The 19311-nt window shown below is 54.0% G+C and carries 24 protein-coding genes; 13 read left to right on the forward strand and 11 right to left on the reverse strand.

The window, feature by feature from the left end:
- The first annotated feature begins 59 nt into the window (after positions 1-59).
- Positions 60-437 (forward strand): RidA family protein, encoded by a 378-nt coding sequence (locus ACMV5H_RS15080; RefSeq protein WP_037374920.1) that lies wholly within the window; start codon positions 60-62, stop codon positions 435-437.
- Positions 438-447: 10 nt separating this feature from the next.
- Here ACMV5H_RS15080 and ACMV5H_RS15085 read toward each other — a convergent pair whose 3' ends face one another.
- Positions 448-828, reverse strand: a complete 381-nt coding sequence (locus tag ACMV5H_RS15085) for a nuclear transport factor 2 family protein (protein ID WP_021804535.1) — start codon at positions 826-828, stop codon at positions 448-450.
- 31 nt (positions 829-859) lie between these two features.
- Positions 860-1171 (reverse strand): hypothetical protein, encoded by a 312-nt coding sequence (locus ACMV5H_RS15090; RefSeq protein ID WP_115158448.1) that lies wholly within the window; start codon positions 1169-1171, stop codon positions 860-862.
- A 187-nt stretch (positions 1172-1358) separates the two neighbouring features.
- Between ACMV5H_RS15090 and ACMV5H_RS15095 the strand changes: the two genes are divergently transcribed.
- The 5 genes from ACMV5H_RS15095 (at position 1359) to gstA (ending at position 4606) form a co-directional block, all read left to right on the forward strand.
- Positions 1359-1628 carry a hypothetical protein gene (locus ACMV5H_RS15095; RefSeq protein WP_094981781.1) on the forward strand — a complete coding sequence of 90 codons (270 nt, stop codon included), beginning with the start codon at positions 1359-1361 and terminating at the stop codon, positions 1626-1628.
- A 38-nt stretch (positions 1629-1666) separates the two neighbouring features.
- A complete protein-coding gene (locus ACMV5H_RS15100) occupies positions 1667-2332 on the forward strand; it encodes an HD domain-containing protein (protein WP_094981782.1) in 666 nt (221 codons plus the stop codon).
- A gap of 71 nt (positions 2333-2403) precedes the next feature.
- Complete coding sequence (locus tag ACMV5H_RS15105; protein WP_021178074.1) at positions 2404-2667, forward strand: DUF3811 domain-containing protein; 264 nt, start codon at positions 2404-2406, stop codon at positions 2665-2667.
- Between the two features lie 357 nt (positions 2668-3024).
- A complete protein-coding gene (gene dapA / locus ACMV5H_RS15110) occupies positions 3025-3906 on the forward strand; it encodes a 4-hydroxy-tetrahydrodipicolinate synthase (protein ID WP_021804539.1) in 882 nt (293 codons plus the stop codon).
- Positions 3907-4003: 97 nt separating this feature from the next.
- Entirely contained in the window at positions 4004-4606 is a 603-nt protein-coding gene (gene gstA / locus ACMV5H_RS15115) for a glutathione transferase GstA (protein ID WP_021178076.1), read from the forward strand.
- Between the two features lie 54 nt (positions 4607-4660).
- Here the strand turns inward: gstA and tyrS are convergent, their stop codons facing one another.
- From tyrS to anmK, 4 genes are all read right to left on the reverse strand, one after another.
- Positions 4661-5935: a tyrosine--tRNA ligase gene (gene tyrS, locus ACMV5H_RS15120; RefSeq protein ID WP_024529915.1), complete on the reverse strand. Its 1275-nt coding sequence runs from the start codon at positions 5933-5935 to the stop codon at positions 4661-4663.
- A 141-nt stretch (positions 5936-6076) separates the two neighbouring features.
- Positions 6077-6730: a pyridoxamine 5'-phosphate oxidase gene (gene pdxH / locus ACMV5H_RS15125; protein WP_021804541.1), complete on the reverse strand. Its 654-nt coding sequence runs from the start codon at positions 6728-6730 to the stop codon at positions 6077-6079.
- Positions 6731-6818: 88 nt separating this feature from the next.
- A complete protein-coding gene (locus ACMV5H_RS15130) occupies positions 6819-7121 on the reverse strand; it encodes an MliC family protein (protein WP_021178079.1) in 303 nt (100 codons plus the stop codon).
- A 44-nt stretch (positions 7122-7165) separates the two neighbouring features.
- Positions 7166-8287, reverse strand: a complete 1122-nt coding sequence (gene anmK / locus ACMV5H_RS15135) for an anhydro-N-acetylmuramic acid kinase (protein WP_414822050.1) — start codon at positions 8285-8287, stop codon at positions 7166-7168.
- 368 nt (positions 8288-8655) lie between these two features.
- Between anmK and ACMV5H_RS15140 the strand changes: the two genes are divergently transcribed.
- Positions 8656-9120 carry a glycine zipper 2TM domain-containing protein gene (locus tag ACMV5H_RS15140; protein WP_021178081.1) on the forward strand — a complete coding sequence of 155 codons (465 nt, stop codon included), beginning with the start codon at positions 8656-8658 and terminating at the stop codon, positions 9118-9120.
- A gap of 88 nt (positions 9121-9208) precedes the next feature.
- Here the strand turns inward: ACMV5H_RS15140 and slyA are convergent, their stop codons facing one another.
- The gene (slyA, locus tag ACMV5H_RS15145; RefSeq protein WP_021178082.1) at positions 9209-9643 is read right to left on the reverse strand and encodes a transcriptional regulator SlyA; all 435 of its coding nucleotides are present in this window, start codon (positions 9641-9643) and stop codon (positions 9209-9211) included.
- 179 nt (positions 9644-9822) lie between these two features.
- On the opposite strand from slyA, the gene ACMV5H_RS15150 reads away from it, so the two are divergent.
- The 3 genes from ACMV5H_RS15150 to ACMV5H_RS15160 are packed head-to-tail and all read left to right on the forward strand — an operon-like array spanning position 9823 to position 12957.
- Positions 9823-10059, forward strand: a complete 237-nt coding sequence (locus tag ACMV5H_RS15150) for a DUF1656 domain-containing protein (RefSeq protein WP_024486868.1) — start codon at positions 9823-9825, stop codon at positions 10057-10059.
- 3 nt (positions 10060-10062) lie between these two features.
- Positions 10063-10926, forward strand: a complete 864-nt coding sequence (locus ACMV5H_RS15155; RefSeq protein ID WP_059200720.1) for an HlyD family secretion protein — start codon at positions 10063-10065, stop codon at positions 10924-10926.
- A 3-nt stretch (positions 10927-10929) separates the two neighbouring features.
- Positions 10930-12957, forward strand: a complete 2028-nt coding sequence (locus ACMV5H_RS15160) for an FUSC family protein (RefSeq protein ID WP_059200719.1) — start codon at positions 10930-10932, stop codon at positions 12955-12957.
- 14 nt (positions 12958-12971) lie between these two features.
- Here the strand turns inward: ACMV5H_RS15160 and sodC are convergent, their stop codons facing one another.
- The 4 genes from sodC to ACMV5H_RS15180 form a co-directional block, all read right to left on the reverse strand.
- Entirely contained in the window at positions 12972-13496 is a 525-nt protein-coding gene (gene sodC, locus ACMV5H_RS15165; protein WP_021804545.1) for a superoxide dismutase family protein, read from the reverse strand.
- A gap of 303 nt (positions 13497-13799) precedes the next feature.
- Positions 13800-14696: an aldo/keto reductase gene (locus tag ACMV5H_RS15170; RefSeq protein WP_021804546.1), complete on the reverse strand. Its 897-nt coding sequence runs from the start codon at positions 14694-14696 to the stop codon at positions 13800-13802.
- A gap of 108 nt (positions 14697-14804) precedes the next feature.
- A complete protein-coding gene (locus ACMV5H_RS15175; RefSeq protein WP_021804547.1) occupies positions 14805-15044 on the reverse strand; it encodes a DUF1289 domain-containing protein in 240 nt (79 codons plus the stop codon).
- 21 nt (positions 15045-15065) lie between these two features.
- Positions 15066-15995 carry a LysR substrate-binding domain-containing protein gene (locus ACMV5H_RS15180; RefSeq protein ID WP_037374794.1) on the reverse strand — a complete coding sequence of 310 codons (930 nt, stop codon included), beginning with the start codon at positions 15993-15995 and terminating at the stop codon, positions 15066-15068.
- Between the two features lie 138 nt (positions 15996-16133).
- Here ACMV5H_RS15180 and ACMV5H_RS15185 point away from each other — a divergent pair, with 138 nt between their 5' ends.
- From ACMV5H_RS15185 to ACMV5H_RS15195, 3 genes are all read left to right on the forward strand, one after another.
- Complete coding sequence (locus ACMV5H_RS15185) at positions 16134-16775, forward strand: NAD(P)-dependent oxidoreductase (RefSeq protein ID WP_021178089.1); 642 nt, start codon at positions 16134-16136, stop codon at positions 16773-16775.
- 122 nt (positions 16776-16897) lie between these two features.
- Positions 16898-18529 carry a phosphoethanolamine transferase EptA gene (eptA, locus tag ACMV5H_RS15190; protein ID WP_414822051.1) on the forward strand — a complete coding sequence of 544 codons (1632 nt, stop codon included), beginning with the start codon at positions 16898-16900 and terminating at the stop codon, positions 18527-18529.
- Positions 18530-18690: 161 nt separating this feature from the next.
- On the forward strand, positions 18691-19296 hold the full coding sequence (locus ACMV5H_RS15195; protein ID WP_021804550.1) for a TetR/AcrR family transcriptional regulator: 606 nt from the start codon (positions 18691-18693) through the stop codon (positions 19294-19296).
- Positions 19297-19311 lie beyond the last annotated feature (15 nt).

Consider the following 19311-nt stretch of genomic DNA (forward strand, 5'->3'; position numbering starts at 1 on the left):
TGCAAAACTTTCGGCTGCACGCGCTGATGAGTGCGTGCTCTTGGTCATCTCGTGGGGTCATCATGTCATTAAAACGCACCAACTATGCAAAATTACCTAAGCCGGGTGGGCCCTATGTGCACGCGGTACGCCACGCCGATACGCTGTACGTCTCTGGCCTGACCGCCTTTGCCACCGAAGCCCAGGGGCAAGCGGTACAAGACCAGGCTCGCGCCATACTGGAACAACTTGCGGCCGTGGCTGCCAGTGAGGGCACCAATCTTAAATCACTGATCAAGATCACCGTTTTTCTGACCGAAATAGCCGACTTGGCCGCCATTCGTGACGTCCTGTTCGACTATCTGGACGGTGCACTCCCTGCCAGTTCTCTGGTTGCCGTCAGCGCCCTGTTTTCGCCCGATTTGAACGTCGAGATCGAAGCCATTTTGGCACTGTAAATCAGGGGCGCTATAACGCGCCCTCATCCAGTTCACAAGGCCCAATCTTGAACCAGGCCTTGGCGATCTTCCCTTGCTCAATCTCATAGATGGCAATAACATCCATCTTCCCGCGCCCCTGCGGAAAATTGCGCGTGACTACCTCTTGGTCTATGACCAAATTCTCAACCACCATACGTTTGATACGCTCACCGTAAAGGCTTGGCTCTTGGAAGCGGGCAAGATGACGCTCACGAATTTCACCTTTACCACGGGCAAGCAGCGTATCCGGATGCTGATAATACAGCGCATCGTCTGCCCAGCAGGCCATAAAGGCGTCTATATCACGGGCATTGTAGGCATCAAGCTGCTGTTGCACGATCTCTTCTGGGCGTACTGTTTTGCTGTTCATCGTAATCCCCTGCATAACGTTGAATCCGAGGTTAAAGCTCGACGATTTCATCCACCTGATGGTGAAACACGTAAGGATCGGAGATCAGCGCGAAGGCTTCATCATCCGGATAAGTGACCGCAACTTGATAGGCTTCACCGGCAAAACATTTGATGGCCTCCAGCGAGGTCCAATAAGTTGCCAGAAAGAAATGCGCATAGTCTCCCTGCACCTCTTGTCTGACAAAAGCCCCACGGTTGCCCGCAATCGCTTTAGCATGCTTGACGCCTGTGACATGCAAATGATCGGCAAATCCTTGCCGATGTTGTAGTGGCACGCAGCCGTGCCAGGTTCTGACAATCATCGCCACCCACTGAATATAAAACCGGAAATAGTGAATAAATAACCTATCATGTTTTTAGCCGATTTCAATCCGTCAACGCATGATTTTTAAACCGATGCAGAAAGTGACATGACAGCCCTTATCCGCTATGACGCTGTCGGGAATAATCTGCTAATTTAGCAACTGGACTGATTGATGATGAGTGACTATGCAGCAAAAGCCGGTTTTGCACGAAGCCAGACAGTTGAAACGCCTTAACGCCGCAACGCGGCGGCAATCGCACATGTATAAGTGGATTTTCCTGGTGGCGGCGCTGGATGCATTGTTGGTGTTTTATTATGACCGGGATATGCGTAATGTTTCATTTTCAACCCTGGTGGCACTGGTTTGCGGCTATCTGTGGATCCGCGATCGCAATAAAGCGCGCGGCTATCGGCGTGAGTACGACGACAAATACGGCAACTCTCTCAACGAGTAATCCCTCCTCACTTCCAGCCTATTGATAAGGATCGATTTGTGCATTCTCCAACTGTCTCCCCAGAGCTGCTACAACCCTTCTCTCCGTTTCAGGCATTAGCCCAAGAGTTACTGCCGCTGACGCTAGAGGGCGATGATGGCTCGCATGATGTGGCCCACCTGCACCGCGTTTGGAAAAATAGCCGCCAAATCAGTCAGGATGAAGGAGGAGACCAGCAAATTCTGTGTGCCGCCGTGTTGCTGCATGACTGCGTTGCGGTAGAGAAAAACTCTCCTCAGCGCCACCTGGCCTCACGCATGGCGGCAGAAAAAGCCAGCATCGCGCTGGCAAGCCTTGGTTGGTCTGTTGGCGATATCAGCAAAACTGCGCACGCGATCGAAGCCCACAGCTTTTCTGCCGCTATTCCCCCACAAACGCTGGAGGCCAAAATCCTGCAGGATGCCGACAGACTGGATGCGATTGGCATGATCGGCGTTGCCCGCTGTTTCTACATCGGTGGCCGCATGCGTAGCGCCCTATACGATGCCGCCGACCCGCTGGCGCAACAGCGCCAGTATGATGACAAGCGATTCACTCTGGATCACTTCGAAACCAAGCTGTTCAAACTACAGGAAGGGTTTCAGACTGAGGCAGGCCGAAGGATGGCGGCATTACGCACGCAACGCATGCGCCGCTTTCTCAGCGAACTGCTGGAAGAAGTTTGATAACTACAGAGCAATATCTTTGCCATAAATGCTGTACACTGAAAGTCAACTTCACAACACAGGTTGCCAAAATGAAGAGACTAACGCTGAAAGAGATGACAGAAAGCGAACAACGTGAAGTAAAGACCGATCTGGACAGAGCAAGCAAAAACCTCGAGCGCCAGTTAACCAACTCCGAACATAATAAAATTAAAGACGAAGCCATCGATCGCATTATGGCCGCACGTGAAAAGATTGCCAAAGCGACCCGCGCAGAACGCAAAGCCAACCGGGCACAGCCAACAGGTGCCACCTTCAGTTGGACTGCCTCCATCAGCACGCGCCCACATCGTTGATCACAGACCCCGTTTCGGCGGGGTCTCTGTTTGATAAGCCAGATTCATCTACGCCCTGCCATTATTAATATCCCTATTATCATCCGGTTATCCATTGACAGTTAACCGTGACCTGTCCACTATCGGGGGACATTCACAGGTTATGAGATCGCCATGTCCCCTTTCATCCAACAGGCCACACCGCAGCAAACCGCGTTGACCGTGGGTGAAGCTTTGGCGTTTACTTCGAAGAAACAGCCGCTCATTTGACCGGGGCGCGCTGTCCCGTCAGATGAGCTGACTGGATGGTGTGCAACGCGATACCCCTCTCTGGTTTTTTCATCTGACTCCTAGTCGGTCACGCAGCAGGAGTTTTACATGGCTTCATTTTCCGGTATTTGGGTAGCACTGGTTACCCCATTCAATCATGACGACGTTGATTTCCCGGCAGTCAAAAGGCTGGCTCAGCATCTGATCGCCAAAGGCGTCGCTGGCGTGGTGGTCTGCGGTTCGACCGGCGAAGCCGCGGCCCTGAGCAAAGAAGAACAGTTGGCGGTGCTGGATGCCGTTCTCGAAGTGGTGCCAGCCCGCCAGGTGATCATGGGCCTTTCCGGTAATAACATGGCTAGCACCTTGCAGATGCAGCAGGCCATCAACCAGCGCGATATCGCCGGTGTGCTGATCCCCGCGCCATACTATATTCGCCCTTCGCAGGCGGGCCTGGTGGAGTATTTTACCCGCCTTGCCGATGCCTCTCGCGTGCCGGTGATTTTGTATAATGTGCCTTATCGCACCGGAGCAACCTTTGAGCTGGCAACGCTGCGGCAACTCGCCCGTCACCCGCAAATCAAGGCGATCAAAGATTGTGGCGGCTGCCCTGAGGCCACCATGGCGCTGATCCACGACGGCGAGATCGACGTGCTGACCGGCGAAGACCATCTGATCCTGACCACGCTATGTCTGGGGGGCAGTGGCGCAATTTCCGCTGCGGCACACCTGCACCCGGAACGCTTTGTTGCTCTGGTGGAACAAGTCGCGCAAGGGGATCTGGCCGCCGCACGCAGCAATTTCTATACCCTGCTGCCGATGATCCAGCAGATGTTCAGCTACCCGAACCCAGGCCCGGTTAAAGCGGCACTGTCGCAGCAGGGGCTGATAAAAAACGAGCTTCGTTCCCCAATGCAAACCGCACCACAGGCGTTGCAGCAGCAGATCGCCGATTTACTGGCGCAGTTGCAACCTCTCGCCCTGGCGGAGTAATAAAATATTGTTCGCAAAACCGCTGTAATTTTTCCGGCCTAGGACTAGGATGGGAAGTTAAACCTGCCTGTCCTTCATCACCATCAAGGAGTTTTCGATGAAATTGTTCTATAAAGCTGGCGCCTGTTCCCTGTCCCCTCACATCGTATTACGTGAGGCCGGGTTGGATTTCACCGCAGAGAAAGTCGATTTAGCTCACAAGAAAACCGAAAGTGGTGCCGACTATCTGGCGATCAACCCGAAGGGGCAAGTCCCGGCGTTGGTACTTGACGATGGCAGCCTGCTGACCGAGGGCGTGGCGATTGTGCAATACCTGGCGGATCGCGTACCGGATCGTAACCTGATCCCAGCCGCTGGCACGCTTTCTCGCTATCATGCGATCGAATGGCTGAACTACGTGGCTACCGAGTTGCACAAAGGCTTCAGCCCGCTGTTTAACCCGAAGACGCCGGACGAATACAAAGCGATTGCCCGCGATAAGCTGGCTAGCCAGTTCAGCTACCTGGATTCAGTGCTGGAGAAGCAGCATTACCTGTTGGGCCAGCGTTTCAGCGTGGCGGACGCGTATCTGTTCACCGTGTTGCGTTGGGCGAAGGCGTTACAGTTTGATCTCACGAAGCACGCACACCTGACGGCTTATTTCGATCGCGTAGCGGCTCGCCCGGCAGTGGCAGCCACGTTGAGTGCCGAAGGTCTATAAAGCCTGAATAAAAGAAAGGGGCCACATTGGGCCCCTTGTCAGTATCAAAACAGATTATTTCCAGTCAACCAGGCAGTAATGCTTTTTGCCACGACGCAGCAGCGTGTAACGGCCAAACAGGCGATCGCTGTCGGTAAACAGATATTCAGGGTTGGACTGTTTCTCACCGTTGATGGTCACCGCGTTGGAACCGATCATGGTGCGAGCCTGCCCGCGAGAAGGAACCAGCTCTGCATTCACCAACGCCTGTTGCAGATCCGCATCATTCTCCAGCTTGATGGTTGGCATGCCATCCTGAGCCAACTGCGCAAAGTCCGCCTCGGTCATTTCGTGCAGAGCACCAGAGAACAGGCTCTGGGTGATACGTTTCGCCGCGGCCAACCCCTCAGCGCCATGCACCATACCGGTCACTTCTTCTGCCAGCACATACTGGGCGCGCGGTGCTTTGCCGCTGTTCTTGTCTTCTTCTTCCAGCGCATTAATCTCTTCAATGCTCAGGAAGGTGAAGAACTTCAGGAAGCGATAAACGTCCGCATCCGCGGTGTTGATCCAGAACTGGTAGAATTTGTACGGACTGGTTTTTTCCGGAGCCAGCCATACTGCGCCGCCTTCGGTTTTGCCAAACTTGGTACCGTCTGACTTGGTGATCAATGGCACCGTCAGGCCGAACACCTGTTTCTGGTGCATACGGCGAGTCAGGTCGATACCCGAGGTGATGTTGCCCCACTGGTCGGAACCACCGATCTGCAGCTCCACCTGATGGCGGTTATACAGCTCGGAGAAATCGAACCCCTGCAGCAGGTTGTAGGAAAACTCGGTGAAGGAGATCCCGGAGTCATCACGGTTCAGGCGCTGCTTGACCGCTTCCTTGTTGATCATCTGGTTTACTGAGAAGTGTTTACCGATGTCACGCAGGAAGGTCAGCACGTTCATGCCGCCAAACCAATCGTAGTTGTTGGCCGCAATGGCGCTGTTGCTGCCACAGTCGAAATCGAGGAACGGAGAAACCTGCTTGCGGATTTTCTCGACCCATTCGTTGACCGTTTCCGTGGTGTTGAGTTTGCGTTCGGCGGCTTTAAAGCTTGGGTCGCCGATCATACCGGTCGCGCCACCTACCAACGCTACCGGCGTATGGCCGGCCAGTTGGAAACGCTTCAGGCACAGCAGAGGCACCAGATGGCCCAAATGCAAGCTGTCAGCGGTCGGATCGAAGCCGCAATACAGTGCAATTGGCCCTTGCGCCAGTCGCTCTGCTAACGCTTCCTCGTCCGTCACTTGAGCCACCAGGCCCCGCTCTTGCAGTTGTTGAATCAGGTTGATGCTAGCCATCAATTTCTCCATGTATAAACGAATGCACCTTTGCCGGTACACGGCCTTCGCCCATTGGCGAAAATCACAAAATTCGGGGTAGCGCATAGAATAAAGCGCCAGCGGCATCAGTGCCAGCGCTTAAGGGGGATTTTCCGTCTATCAGGGTGCCAGTCGGTCAATTTTCCAGTCATTTCCCTCGCGTTGATACAGGAAACGGTCATGCAAGCGGTGCGCGCCCCCTTGCCAGAATTCAACGGAGTCGAATCTGACGCGGAAACCGCCCCAGAAACTGGGCAATGGCACTTCTCCTTGCTGGAACTTTTGCTTCAGTTCGAGGAACTTGCTTTCGAGGATGCCACGGGCAGAAATGCGCGTTGACTGTTGCGATACCCAAGCGCCTATCTGGCTGTCTTTGGGTCGACTGTTGAAATACTTCATCACTTCCAGCGTCGATAGCCGCTCGGCCTTGCCGAGGAAGATCACCTGGCGATCCAGCATATGCCACGGGAACAGCAGGCTGATATGCGGGTTTTGCGCCAGCTGCTGCGCTTTGCGGCTGCCCAGGTTGGTATAAAACACCAGGCCCTGGTCATCGAAGTGCTTGAGCAACACGATACGTTGGAAAGGCTGTCCCTGCTCGTCCACGGTAGCGACGCACATGGCGGTAGGATCCGCCAGACGCGCCTCACAGGCCTGTTTGAGCCAGCGTTCGAACAAATCCAGGGGGTTGGCGGTCAAATCGTTACGGCGCAGCCCGCCACGGGTATATTCACGGCGCAGATCCGCCACATCAAACTCATTATTATCAGTCATCTGGATTAGCAACCAAGCGGTAAATTCGTTGTCATATTCTGCGCCTGTAGCAGCAGGATCTCAATCATTCTGCTGCTACAAGGTAGGTTTATTGAGCCAGCACGCAGTCGCTCATGATCACTTTATCATTGCGCTCGACAAAGGCGTTTGGCCCTTTCGACCAGAAGGTGTATTTACCGTCGCTGTATTTGGCACCGGACGCCGCCACCACCTGTTTCAGCTTCAGCTGTTCGCCGTCCATCAGGAAGCTGACCGTGCTCTCTTCACCATTGAGCTCCACGGTGAGCGGCGTCGTTCCGCATTGATAATGCAGCGTTTCGCTCTTTTGTGGAACCACGTAGCTGCAACCCGCCAACGCGAGAACCCCGGCAACCATCACTATTTTTTTCATCAGGTGCTCCTTAAGATATTAACCCTTTCTTTATCCTAACAGAGCTAGCGGTGGCCCAACGGCAAAACCGGATAAATCCCACCCAGCAGCGTTTCACAACTGGCACCGGTAACCGAAGGCAGATTTCCCGGCAGACCGGAAATGGTTCGGAATGCCAGCCAGGCGAAGGCCAACGCCTCCATGTCATCCCCACTGACGCCAAAGTGATCGGTGGTAGCCACCTCGGTCCCCGGCAGTAAAGCGGACATTCGCGACATCAGCAGTGGATTACGGGCACCACCACCGCAGACCAGCAGCCGCTCACAGCCCCCAGCCAGCATCACCTGCTCGCTAATGGTGGTGGCGGTCAGCTCCACTAGCGTGCTCATCACATCCACCGGTGCTAACCCCGGCAACGTCGCCAGCTGTTTTTCCAGCCAGCTGATATTGAAATATTCACGACCGGTACTTTTCGGTGCCGGTAAGGCGAAATAAGGATCGGCCAACATCTGCTGCAATAGCGGTAAGCAAACGCGCCCTTCCATCGCCCAAAGGCCATCTTTATCAAAAGGTTTCGAGCGGTGGCACCATACCCACGCATCCAGCAGCATATTCCCCGGCCCGGTATCAAAACCGCGCACCGGTGCGCCGGGCAGTAGCAGTGACAAATTAGCGATGCCGCCAATATTCAGCACCATGCGGCGCTCGGTTGGGTGAGCTAACAAAGCCTGATGAAACGCCGGAACCAAGGGCGCCCCTTGGCCACCATAGGCCATATCACGGCGGCGAAAATCCCCCACGGTAGTGATATTCGTCAATGCCGCCACCCGGTTATTGTCCCCTAGCTGCATCGAAAAGCGTGTGTCACCCTCCGGTTCATGCCACACCGTTTGGCCATGACAGCCAATGGCGGTGATTTCATGGGCCGGAATACCGGTCTGTTTTAACAACCCCAGCACCGCTTCACCGAACAGCTTGCCTAACTGGGCATCCAGCCGTCCTACGGCAGAAAGCGTCGTCTGCTGCCCTTGACACATCCCCAGAATATCTTTTTTCAGTTGGATCGGCATTGGGTGGCTATAGCTTGCCTGTTGCGCCACCATACGTTCATCGATCGCGGCAAGCACCACGTCGATCCCATCCAGACTGGTGCCGGACATAACACCAATATAGCGGCCTGACTTCATCAGCACTATCCTTTACCCTTTCCAGGTTGCAACCGTTTTCACCCTTTAAATAGACCAGAATTGTGCGATTAACGCCATGAATTATGATGTCTTTTTTACAGGCTGTGAGCGAAGTTGTTTATTTCATGTCGAGCATTGGTTACATAATAAGCAACTCAAGGGAGGATAAAGCGCCGGTTATTTGTTTTCAGTTCTGTCACAAAGTTAAACCACCGTTTATTATTGGTTGAACAGAGAAAAGCTAAGCTGTATACAGAAGGCAACACATGGGTGATATCAAACCGATTCAACCATCATTGCTGTAATATTTATAGAACTTGGTTTGGGTCTATCTCCCAGATCTGGATTACCAACTGCAGGAGCTTTATATGATCAAGCGTCTTCTTGTTGTCGCTCTCGCCTCCGTCACACTGGCGGGCTGTGCAAACCAAACCGCGTCCGGTGATGTCTATTCCGCCTCTCAGGCCAAACAGGTACAAACCGTGACCTTTGGGACCTTGGTATCCGTACGCCCGGTGCAAATTCAGGGCGGTGAAGGCTCAAGCATGCTTGGCACTATCGGCGGCGCAGTCCTGGGTGGATTCCTGGGTAATACTATTGGTGGCGGTACTGGCCGTAGCCTGGCAACCGCAGCGGGTGCCGTAGCCGGTGGTGTGGTAGGCGATAGCGTCGGTAGCGCTGCTAGCCGTAGCAACGCCTGGGAGCTGGAAATCAAAACCGATAACAAAGAAAATATCGTGGTGGTACAGAAAGCCGGGTCAACTAAATTCAGCCCAGGTCAGCGCGTTCGTATGGCGCAAAATGGCAGTACCGTTACCGTTTCTCCACTGTAACGTCCTTGCCTGAATGTAAAACCGGAGGCCCCTGGGCCTCCGGTTTCTGTTTGTTGCTGTGACTAAGCATAATAAAAAGGCGCTGGATTTATTGTTTTTCTTGCAGTTCGATGATATTCTGTTCCAGCTTGCTAATCAGACCAACTAAAAGTCTCACTTCTTCTGCCGAGATACCGCTGAGTATTTCACCTCTGGTCGACGTGATCACACTATCCACTTCACGAATAATCGGCTCTGCCGCCTCGGTCAATTTGATGCGCTTGGCACGTCGATCGTTAGCGCAGGTGTGACGGGTGATCAACCCTTTTTCTTCCAGCTGATCCAAGGTACGTACCAAGGAAGGCTGCTCAATACCGATCGCTTTTGCCAATTGGATTTGCGACTGTTCAGGCGGTAATCGATTGATATTGTGCAATGTCACCCAATGCGTTTGTGTAAGCTCCAACGGCTTTAGCCGATGATCGATCAGCGCACGCCAAACACGAACTAATCGTGCTAAATCTGAACCTAACGTTGATTCCACTTCCCCCTCCTTATAGTTAGCATGCTAACATTACTCCCAAAAGTGTAGCCCATTTTGGTTAATTAACATTAAAAACACAAATGTATATAATCCAAATCGCAAAAATAGACACATTTCTCTCGGTAATTGGTTATCCTCTATGCAAACATCCTTCATATTCACTCATCGGGATTGCTAACGTGAATACGACCTGGCTCCACACTGCGTCACCACTGCCCGATCTGGTGCTGGGTGCATCGCTTTATTTCCCTCCTCTCTTTAAAGCTTTCTTACTCGGATTAGTCTTCTGGCTGCTGGTGCATCATTTGCTACGCGACTGGATGTACTCCGGTGATATCTGGCACCCTATGCTGATGGATCTATCCATTTTCGTCATTACCGTCAGCGGTTCCCTGTGGCTCCTAGCGAGTTGGTAGCTCATGAAGCATAAGACATTAAAGTATTTTTCGACGGTTATTGTTTGCGCCATCGCGCTTTGTGCCGGCTGGTGGTTATGGAATTACTACATGCAATCCCCTTGGACACGCGACGGTAAAGTGCGGGCTGAGCTCGTCAACATTACCCCTGAAGTCTCTGGCAGATTGGAGAAGATACTGGTTCATGATAACCAGTTCGTTACTGCGGGCAGCCTGATTTTCAGCATTGACCCAGTGCCTTACCAAATTGCGTTGGACAATGCCGAGGCGGCGCTGGCCAAAGCACAGGCCGATATGGCCAAGGCCGATCACGAAGCGTCCCGTCGCCGTAGCCTGCCCCGTAACGTCATCTCCTCTGAAGATCTGGATGAGTCAAACCTGGCTGCCGCCTCCATGAAAGCCTCGTATAAGGCGGCTCAGGCCAATCTGGAACAGGCCAAATGGAACCTCAGTAAGACGCGGATCTATGCCCCAACCGACGGTTACATTACCAACTTACAGGCCCGAGTCGGCAACTACGCCACCGCAGGAACGCCGTTGGTGGCGCTGGTAGACACCCATTCGTTCTATGTGCTCGGTTATTTCGAAGAGACCAAGCTCAGGCATATCAGGGAGGGCCGCAAAGCGGATATCGTGTTGTATAACGGCAATATTCGGCTGCAAGGGGTGGTCGAAAGCATTGGCCGGGCCATTTACGACCAAAGCGCTGACAGCAGCAGTGATTTGTTGATGGATGTGAAACCCAACGTGCCTTGGGTGCGCCTGGCACAACGGGTGCCGGTACGTATCAAGCTGATCGATATTCCGGCCGACCTGACTCTGGTAGCCGGTACCACCTGCACCATTTCAATTCATCAGCAGGACTAATGTGTGAACCTGCCCTTTCTTGAATGGAAGCGTTCGCCCTGGGGTAAAGCCACCGCAGGGCAGTGGCGCTATGCGTTACGCAACACCCTGGCAATGTGCCTGGCGCTGTGGGTCGCCTTCGTTTTACAGCTGGATGAACCCTATTGGGCGCTGACCTCCGCCGCCGTCGTCAGTTTCCCGACGGTTGGCGGCGTGATCAGCAAGAGCATTGGCCGCATTTTTGGCAGCCTGCTTGGTGCCATGGCGTCACTGCTGATTGCCGGTTGTCTGAACGATCCCTGGTTGTTCACCCTGTCGATTGCCAGTTGGTTGGGGCTGTGTACCTACATTTCCAACCACTACCAGAACAATGTCTCCTACGCCTTTGCCCTGGCGGGCTATACCGCCGCTATCATCGTGTTTGGCACGGTTAATATTACCGACACCCAGCAAATTTTTGATATCACCCAGGCACGCGTCTGTGAGGTGATCACCGGTATCCTGTGCGGCGGCCTGATGATGATGATCCTGCCAAGCACCTCGGATGGCGCAACTCTGCTGGTATCGCTACGCCGCATGCACTTACGCCTGCTGGAACACGCCGCCATGCTGTGGCAACCGGAAATCAGCCTGCGGATGCGTACCTCCCACGAGGGCGTTATCGGCCAGATCCTGACCATGAACCTGCTGCGTATTCAGGCCTTCTGGAGCCATTACCGGCTGCGTCGGCAAAACAATATCCTCAATTACATGCTGCACCAGCAATTGCGCATCACCAGCGTTATCTCCAGCCTGCGCCGCATGTTGTTAAACTGGCCAGACCGCCCGGAGAATCTGGCGGCGGTGTTAGAGCAGTTGTTGAATGAATTACGCGATCCCACCACGGACAAATATCGGCTGGCGCATATTCTGGTCACCATCGCCCCTCAGGATCCGACAGATTATCGCCATCGGGCCTTCTTCCTGCGCCTGCGCCACTTTTGCTGGCTCTATCTGCGCTGTACCCGTTGGTTGCAACGGCTGGAAAGCGCTACCCAGGTCAGCGATATCGAACCACCGCGGGTTACCTCACTAGCGCGCCATACAGACAGCGTTGAGGCCGCCTACAACGGGCTACGCACCTTCTTGTGTATCCTGATCGGTTGCGCTTATTGGATCACGACCCAGTGGGACGCAGGTAGCTCTGCGCTGACGCTGATCGCCATCAGTTGCGTGCTCTATTCCTCTACCCCTTCGCCGATCAAATCCATCACCACCTTACTGAAGGCCGTTTCCCTGCTGTTTGCCTTCTGCTTTGTGATGAAGTTTGGCCTGATGATCCAGATCGACGACTTCTGGGTGTTTTGCGCCTTCCTGTTCCCGACCCTGGTCACGATGCAGATGATGAAACTGCAAAATCCACCCTATGCCCCACTCTGGGGTCAGTTGATCGTGTTTATGGGATCGTTTCTCGCCGTGACCAACCCGCCGAGCTACGATTATCAAGGCTATATCAATGACAGTCTCGCCAAGATTGCCGGTGTGCTGTTGGCAGGGCTGGCGTTCCAAATCCTGCGGCCCAGTTCGGACAAACGTAAAAGCCGACGGATTATCCGCGCATTACGCCGTGATTTTATCGATCAGTTGAGTAAGAAACCGCAGCAAAGCGAAAGCCAGTTTGAGTCGCGTATCTATCACCGCATCAGTCAACTGAATCAAAGCCTGGATCAGGAGGCCCGCACCTGGCTATTACGTTGGGGAGTAGTGCTGCTGAACTGCAGCCACGTGGTCTGGCAACTCCGTGATTGGCAAACCCGATCAGATCCGCTGGCCGCCGTACGTGACGTCTGTATTCATTGTTTGAAGGGAGTCATGACTGAGAAAGGAGTGCAGCATGCGTCGTTGGACGCCACCTTGCAGGAGTTGCAGCGTATGAGTAACGCACTTGCCCAACATCCAGAACAGGCAGCACGTGATTTGGCGGGCTTGATTTGGCGGCTGTACTGCTCACTGCAGCAGTTACAGCAGGCGATCATTCCACCGGAAGCGATAACAGCGCCCACGCCAGGCTGACGCGGGCAGCTGATTTATTTGATTACGCCACAGGCGAAGCGATCGCCACCACCACCCAGCGGTTTGGGTTGATCGGAGTGGTTATCCCCCCCGGCGTGTACCATCAGCGCCTTGCCTTCGATTTCGCTGATTTTCTTCAAGCGCGGAGCCAGCACCTGAGTGTCAGCCATGCCGTCCGCCGTGACATAGATTGCTGGCAAATCGCCTAAATGCCCGTTGGCATCATAAGGCCCGAGATGCTTGCCGGTTTTCTCAGGATCAAAGTGGCCCCCCGCAGCCAGTGCGGCTACCGCCTTGCCCTCTTTCATACCCGGCTCACAGCTGCCTTTCTCATGAACGTGAAAACCGTGCACACCGGCAGGCAAGGCTTTCAGTTGCGGGGTGAACAACAGGCCGTAAGGCGTTTCGCTAATTGTGATTTTACCAATGTCCTGACCAATTCCCTGGCCGGTCACCAGATTCATTTCGACATCAACCGTTGCCGCCTGCGCAACGCCACAGGCCATCAAACCCAATGCCGCACACCAATAACGTTTCATCACTCAATCTCCATGCGATAGTTATAGTCCTTAGGGAGTATATACCGATTAAACCTTGCTACAGGGGAAACCGTCGTTAATCAGCGCAGCCACTGAGCCGGTTATAATATTTTGTGACCTTGCTCCCATATTCCTTGGTTTTCTGCCCCCCTGCGTCGGCAAGTGTCATTAACATAAAGATACTGGCATTCTTAATGTTTTGGGCTGCAAGCTTACTGATAATATTTAGCCAAGGGGTGCAAGTGAAGTAGCGGCAAAGGACATCGGATAAGGCTGGCACGATGCCAGCCTTACCCGCTCAACTTAAGGTACGTCGTAACCCAGTGCCGCTTTACGAATGCGGAACCACTGCTGGCGGCTCAAGGTCAGCTCTTGCGCCTTCAGGGCCGAACGTACGCGCTCGATCTTGCCGGAGCCGATAATTGGCAGCGGTGCCGAAGGCAAACGCATCACCCAGGCATACACCACCTGCTCAATGGTTTCGGCACCAATCTCTTGCGCCACCGTTTGCAGTTCATCGCGTAACGGCTGGAACTCAGCATCGCTGAACAACCGCCCGCCACCCAGACAAGACCAGGCCATCGGTTTGATACGCAACTGCTGGCATTGATCCAAGGTGCCGTCGAGGATCGCAGGCTGATAGATCGGGGAAATTTCGACCTGGTTAGTCACCAGCGAGAACGGCAGACGCGACTGCAATAAGGAAAACTGTGCTGGCGTAAAGTTCGAAACGCCGAAATGGCGCACCTTGCCGCTTTTATGCAGCGCCACAAAGGCTTCTGCTACCTCATCGGCCTCCATCAACGGATCGGGGCGATGGATCAACAATAAATCCAGGTAGTCCGTATGCAGGTGCGATAATGACTGCTCTGCGCTATGCACGATATGCTCGCGATCGGTGATGTAATGCCCGATAGGGTTACCCGGCTTGGCGGTGGTCGCGATGCCGCACTTCGACACCAGCTCCATCCCCTGGCGCACCGAGGGCTGTAGCTTGATAGCCTCGCCAAAGGCCTGCTCGCAGGCATAGCCACCATAAATATCCGCGTGGTCCGCCGTGGTCACCCCCAGCTCAACGTGTTGCTTGATAAACGTCAGCAACTGCTGCGGAGACATGCCCCACTCCATCAAACGCCAGTAGCCGCAAATCATGCGTGAGAACTCTGGCCCAAGGGGTGCCAGCTTAGTACGATTCAGCATTGTTAAACCTCATGACAATAGTTAACGCCAGCATACACAAGCGTCCAAGACGTAGGAAACGCAAAAGTGGCCTTTACGTGCGGCAGATCGAGAAAATCAGCATTAAAGTTAAAACAGTGAGGGCTGCTCTGGCGGGATCTCTTCCGGCTGCTTGCCGGTACGCAGTGAGCGCAGGTAACGCTGACGACACAGGCGCAGAACGTCCTTTTTCTGGACATCGTTCATTTGCATCCAGCCAAAGCGCTCCTCGCGGCTGCGCAGGCAACCACGACAATAGCCGCGCTCATCGGCCTGGCAAATGCCACGACACGGGCTTGGGATGTCAAAGAACTCGAGTTGCTGCGCCACACGTCCTCCTGCGTTGTCATGCTAATTGAAGACGTCATCGGGGCCATTGGCAAGTGGCTTTTCCCCATGACGGCGAAAATATTCTCGCAAATAGTGCAACGCCTGGCGCGTTTTCTCCGGCAGAACCCGCTCCAGAGTTAACGCATGCAGCCGATATGGCGCTGGCCTCCACTGCGGTAACAGGGCGATTAATTCCCCCCTGCGCAGTTCATCACCAATTTCATACAGCGGTTGACCGGAAATCCCCAGACCATTGCGGGTAAAGGCCCGGATCACGTTCATACTACCGCTGACAACCTGCCCCGCCGCCAGGCGTAGTTTGAATGTTTCGCCCGCATGGTGATGTAAATCGAGATGCAGCCCGTGACCGCTACCAGTGATCCAGCGGTGTTGCACCAGCTCCTGGGGCGTTTCCGGCACGCCATGCTGGCTAAGATAACGCGGCGCGGCGCAGAGCACCATGGGCCAGGCGGTCAGCGGGTGAGCAATCAGGTTGGTATCTGCCAGTTGCAGATTTACGCGCAGCGAGATATCTACCCGCTGCTCGATCATATCCACCACCTGGTCATCTGCCAGAATGCGCAGCGTCAGCTTTGGGTGCGCCAGCAGCAAGGGAGCCAGAGCCTCAGCCAAGGGGCCGCTACCGATCCCGACGGTGGTGGCAATACGTAGTTCGCCCACCAGCGTATCCCGCAGTTCCGCCAGCCGCTGCTCCGCGCGCTGTGCTTCCTGCAACATGGCTTCGCAACCGGGATAAAAGGCTTCCCCCGCATCGGTCAGTGCCAAGCGGCGAGTCGAGCGGTGCAATAACGGCATCCCGAGCGACTTTTCTAACGACCTCATATGCTGGCTGACCGCAGAAGGCGTCATCTCTAGCCGACGGGCCGCCGCAACAAAAGATCCCTCGGCTACCACGGTGGCAAATACCGCCATTCGATTCAGTTTATCCATGATTATGAAGTTTTACTTAATCAAGAAAGCATAAATATGGCACTAATCAGCCGCATTGTTAAGGCTTATAGTATTTCTACTGCGCCGCCACTGAGTGGTACGGCAACCCGCTAAAAAATATTTCACAGGAGAGACCTCATGAAAGTCGCCATTATTGGAGCAACCGGTTTTGTTGGCCGCCGCGTAGTGGATGAAGCTTTGGCCCGCGGCCTGCAAGTGACCGCCATCGCCCGTCAGAAAAAAGATCTGCCGGATAATGCCAATCTCACCGTCGCCCTGGGTGACGTGGCCGACGGCCCGTGGCTGGCACAACAGTTAGCTGGCCATGATGTCGTGATCAGCGCCTATAACCCAGGTTGGGCAGAAACGGACCTGTATGAGAAAACCGCTAAAGGTGCCCAACAAATCCTGGCGGCGGTAAAACAATCCGCGGTTAAACGCCTGCTGTACGTTGGCGGTGCCGGTAGCCTGGAAGTCGCTCCGGGAGTTGAGCTGGTTGATACTCCGCAGTTCCCGGAAAATATTCGTCCAGGGGCCCAGGCGGTACGAGATTTACGTAATGCGTTGAAAAAAGAAACCCAGTTGGATTGGACCTACCTTTCTCCTGCCGCGTTGCTGGAACCCGGCAAGCGTACCGGTCAGTTCCGTTTGGGCACGACACAATTGTTGATGAAGGGTGACGCGCCGGCCAGTATTTCGGTAGAAGACCTCGCGGTTGCCATTATCGACGAAGTGGAAAAACCGCAGTTCATCAAGGCACAGTTTACCGCTGCCTATTAATCGTCCGCCAGCGGCTGTAATCGTTGCAGCCGCTGTCCTGCCACTCACTACGTCTAAGGTTATCTTAAGTTTCATCTGATAAATTTCGGCGCATTACCTCATGGCAGGATCCAGATTTGGCAATGCGCTTACGTCCATCATTACAATGCAACAGCTTGGGTTTTATCCTGGCTTGCGCCCTATTCTTCACGGTTTTCCAGAATCTGCTATTTATTCACCAGGCCTGGTCATATATCACCTTTGATAGCGTACATAGCGTCATTTTTGCGGCGACTATGCCAGTGGTTATTTTCTGTGCCCTGAATATTATCTTCAGCGTATTAACCATTCCGTTCCTGCGTAAACCCCTGGTTATTCTGTTACTGCTCGGCAGCGCGGCGGCCAACTATTTTATGTTCAGCTACGGCGTGGTGATTGATGGCAATATGATGCAGAACGCCTTCGAGACCAACCCTCAGGAAGCGACGGCATTGCTCACCCCTCGTATGGGGCTATGGCTGCTGTTGCTGGGCATTTTGCCTGCCGTTTTCGTGTGCTTTGTCCGCATCAATAAAACCCGCCCTTGGTGGTACATGATTGGCCTGCGCGCGGCCAATGTGATGCTTTCCGTGGTGGTGATCCTGTTGGTTGCAGCGTTATTCTATAAAGATTACGCCTCGCTGATCCGCAACAATAAAAGCGTGGTGAAAATGCTCACCCCAAGCAATTTTGTGTCTGGCACCATCAAGTACGCTCAACACCGCTATTTCCACCAAAATCTGCCGCTGGTCAAGATTGGTGAAGATGCTCATTTAGGCCCAGTCATTAGCAGCCAGACCAAGAAAACCCTGGTGATACTGGTGGTCGGTGAAACCGCGCGGGCAGAGAATTTTTCGCTAGGTGGTTACTCACGGGAGACCAATCCCCGCTTGAAGCAGGACCATGTGGTTTATTTCAAGAATGCCAGCTCCTGCGGTACCGAAACGGCTATCTCCGTGCCCTGCATGTTCTCCAACATGCCACGCGGCGACTACGACGCCACCTTGGCCGCACACCAGGAAGGCATGCTGGACGTGATGGCTCATGCCGGAGTGAACCTGCTGTGGCGCGAAAATGACGGCGGTTGTAAGGGGGCCTGCGATCGCATCCCACATATCGACATGACCAAGCTGAAGCTTTCACAGTATTGCGACGGCGATGTCTGCATGGATAACGTGCTGCTGCATAAACTGGACGATTATATCAACGGCCTGAAAGGGGACGGTGTGATCGTACTGCATCAGATGGGAAGCCACGGCCCGGCCTACTACCGCCGCAGTACGCCCGAATTACGCCAGTTCTCACCCACCTGTGACAGCAACCAGATCCAGGACTGTACCCACGAGCAACTGGTGAATACCTACGACAATTCGCTACTGTACACCGACGCCATGCTGGACAGCACCATCAAGCTGTTGCAGCAATACAGCGGCAAATTCAATACGGCGATGGTCTATCTTTCCGATCACGGCGAATCGCTCGGGGAGAATGGCATGTATCTGCACGGTACGCCTTATATGTTCGCGCCTTCTCAGCAGACCCACGTGCCTTTCCTGATGTGGATGTCGGCCGATTATGAACGCAATTTCGGCATTAACCGCCAATGCCTGCAATCCTTGGCGGATAACGACAAGGTTTTACAGGATAATCTGTTCCATACCCTGTTGGGCATGTTGAGCGTGCAGACACAGCAATATCAGCCCAACCTGGATATTCTGCAGCGCTGCCGCAGCTAGACTGACGCAGCATGCTGCGCACCGGCATGAGGTCTTGTGCAGCAACTCGATAGAATGTAAGTTAGTCGACGTTTTTACCGTCAGAGCCGGGGATTTTTTTCCCGGTTTTTTTTATCTGCGACTTGACCTAGACCAATCGGTCTATTATTCTCATTTTCATTATGACAAAACAGACGAATTGCAACGGGGATACCCGAGAACATCTGCTCGCTACCGGCGAAACGCTCAGCCTGCGCCTTGGTTTTACCGGCATGGGCCTCAGTGAGCTGCTCGCTACCGCTGGCGTGCCCAAAGGGTCGTTCTATCACTATTTTCGCTCGAAGGAAGCCTTCGGCGAAGCGATGTTGCAACGCTATTTTGCCCATTACGACGCTCAAATGCAGGCGCTTTTTGCCGACTCTCGCAGCGACGCGCGTAATCAGTTATTAAGTTATTATGCCCAGGCCATCAGCTTCCACTGCCGCAGTGAGTGCCATAACGCTTGCCTGGCAGTGAAACTCTCCGCAGAGGTCAGCGATCTTTCTGAACCTATGCGCCATGCGTTGGAAGCTGGCACCAGCCGCGTGATCGGCCATCTGCAAGACGCTATCGAACGTGGTATCCGTGAAGGCTCACTGGCTATCACTATGAGCCCGGCGGCCACGGCGGAAACGCTGTATTCGCTGTGGTTGGGCGCATCGTTGCGGGCTAAAATCCGCCACTCTGTCGCCCCACTGACCTGTGCGCTGGAAAGTATCGAATTGCTGTTGCGCCCAGCGCAGCCATAAACTCCCTTTTTTTAC

The organism is Serratia sp. N21D137, assembly GCF_047530005.1.
GTDB lineage: Bacteria > Pseudomonadota > Gammaproteobacteria > Enterobacterales > Enterobacteriaceae > Chania > Chania fonticola_B.

Bases quoted from the DNA above. Each gene is read 5' to 3' on its own strand.
- ACMV5H_RS15180 (WP_037374794.1), bottom strand. From the start codon at position 15,995: ATGGATAAACTGAATCGAATGGCGGTATTTGCCACCGTGGTAGCCGAG.
- sodC (WP_021804545.1), bottom strand. From the start codon at position 13,496: ATGAAACGTTATTGGTGTGCGGCATTGGGTTTGATGGCCTGTGGCGTT.
- gstA (WP_021178076.1), top strand. From the start codon at position 4,004: ATGAAATTGTTCTATAAAGCTGGCGCCTGTTCCCTGTCCCCTCACATC.
- eptA (WP_414822051.1), top strand. From the start codon at position 16,898: ATGCGCTTACGTCCATCATTACAATGCAACAGCTTGGGTTTTATCCTG.
- ACMV5H_RS15105 (WP_021178074.1), top strand. From the start codon at position 2,404: ATGAAGAGACTAACGCTGAAAGAGATGACAGAAAGCGAACAACGTGAA.
- anmK (WP_414822050.1), bottom strand. From the start codon at position 8,287: ATGAAGTCAGGCCGCTATATTGGTGTTATGTCCGGCACCAGTCTGGAT.
- ACMV5H_RS15195 (WP_021804550.1), top strand. From the start codon at position 18,691: ATGACAAAACAGACGAATTGCAACGGGGATACCCGAGAACATCTGCTC.
- ACMV5H_RS15085 (WP_021804535.1), bottom strand. From the start codon at position 828: ATGAACAGCAAAACAGTACGCCCAGAAGAGATCGTGCAACAGCAGCTT.
- ACMV5H_RS15095 (WP_094981781.1), top strand. From the start codon at position 1,359: ATGCAGCAAAAGCCGGTTTTGCACGAAGCCAGACAGTTGAAACGCCTT.
- dapA (WP_021804539.1), top strand. From the start codon at position 3,025: ATGGCTTCATTTTCCGGTATTTGGGTAGCACTGGTTACCCCATTCAAT.
- ACMV5H_RS15170 (WP_021804546.1), bottom strand. From the start codon at position 14,696: ATGCTGAATCGTACTAAGCTGGCACCCCTTGGGCCAGAGTTCTCACGC.
- ACMV5H_RS15155 (WP_059200720.1), top strand. From the start codon at position 10,063: ATGAAGCATAAGACATTAAAGTATTTTTCGACGGTTATTGTTTGCGCC.
- ACMV5H_RS15130 (WP_021178079.1), bottom strand. From the start codon at position 7,121: ATGAAAAAAATAGTGATGGTTGCCGGGGTTCTCGCGTTGGCGGGTTGC.
- tyrS (WP_024529915.1), bottom strand. From the start codon at position 5,935: ATGGCTAGCATCAACCTGATTCAACAACTGCAAGAGCGGGGCCTGGTG.
- ACMV5H_RS15090 (WP_115158448.1), bottom strand. From the start codon at position 1,171: ATGATTGTCAGAACCTGGCACGGCTGCGTGCCACTACAACATCGGCAA.
- ACMV5H_RS15140 (WP_021178081.1), top strand. From the start codon at position 8,656: ATGATCAAGCGTCTTCTTGTTGTCGCTCTCGCCTCCGTCACACTGGCG.
- ACMV5H_RS15185 (WP_021178089.1), top strand. From the start codon at position 16,134: ATGAAAGTCGCCATTATTGGAGCAACCGGTTTTGTTGGCCGCCGCGTA.
- pdxH (WP_021804541.1), bottom strand. From the start codon at position 6,730: ATGACTGATAATAATGAGTTTGATGTGGCGGATCTGCGCCGTGAATAT.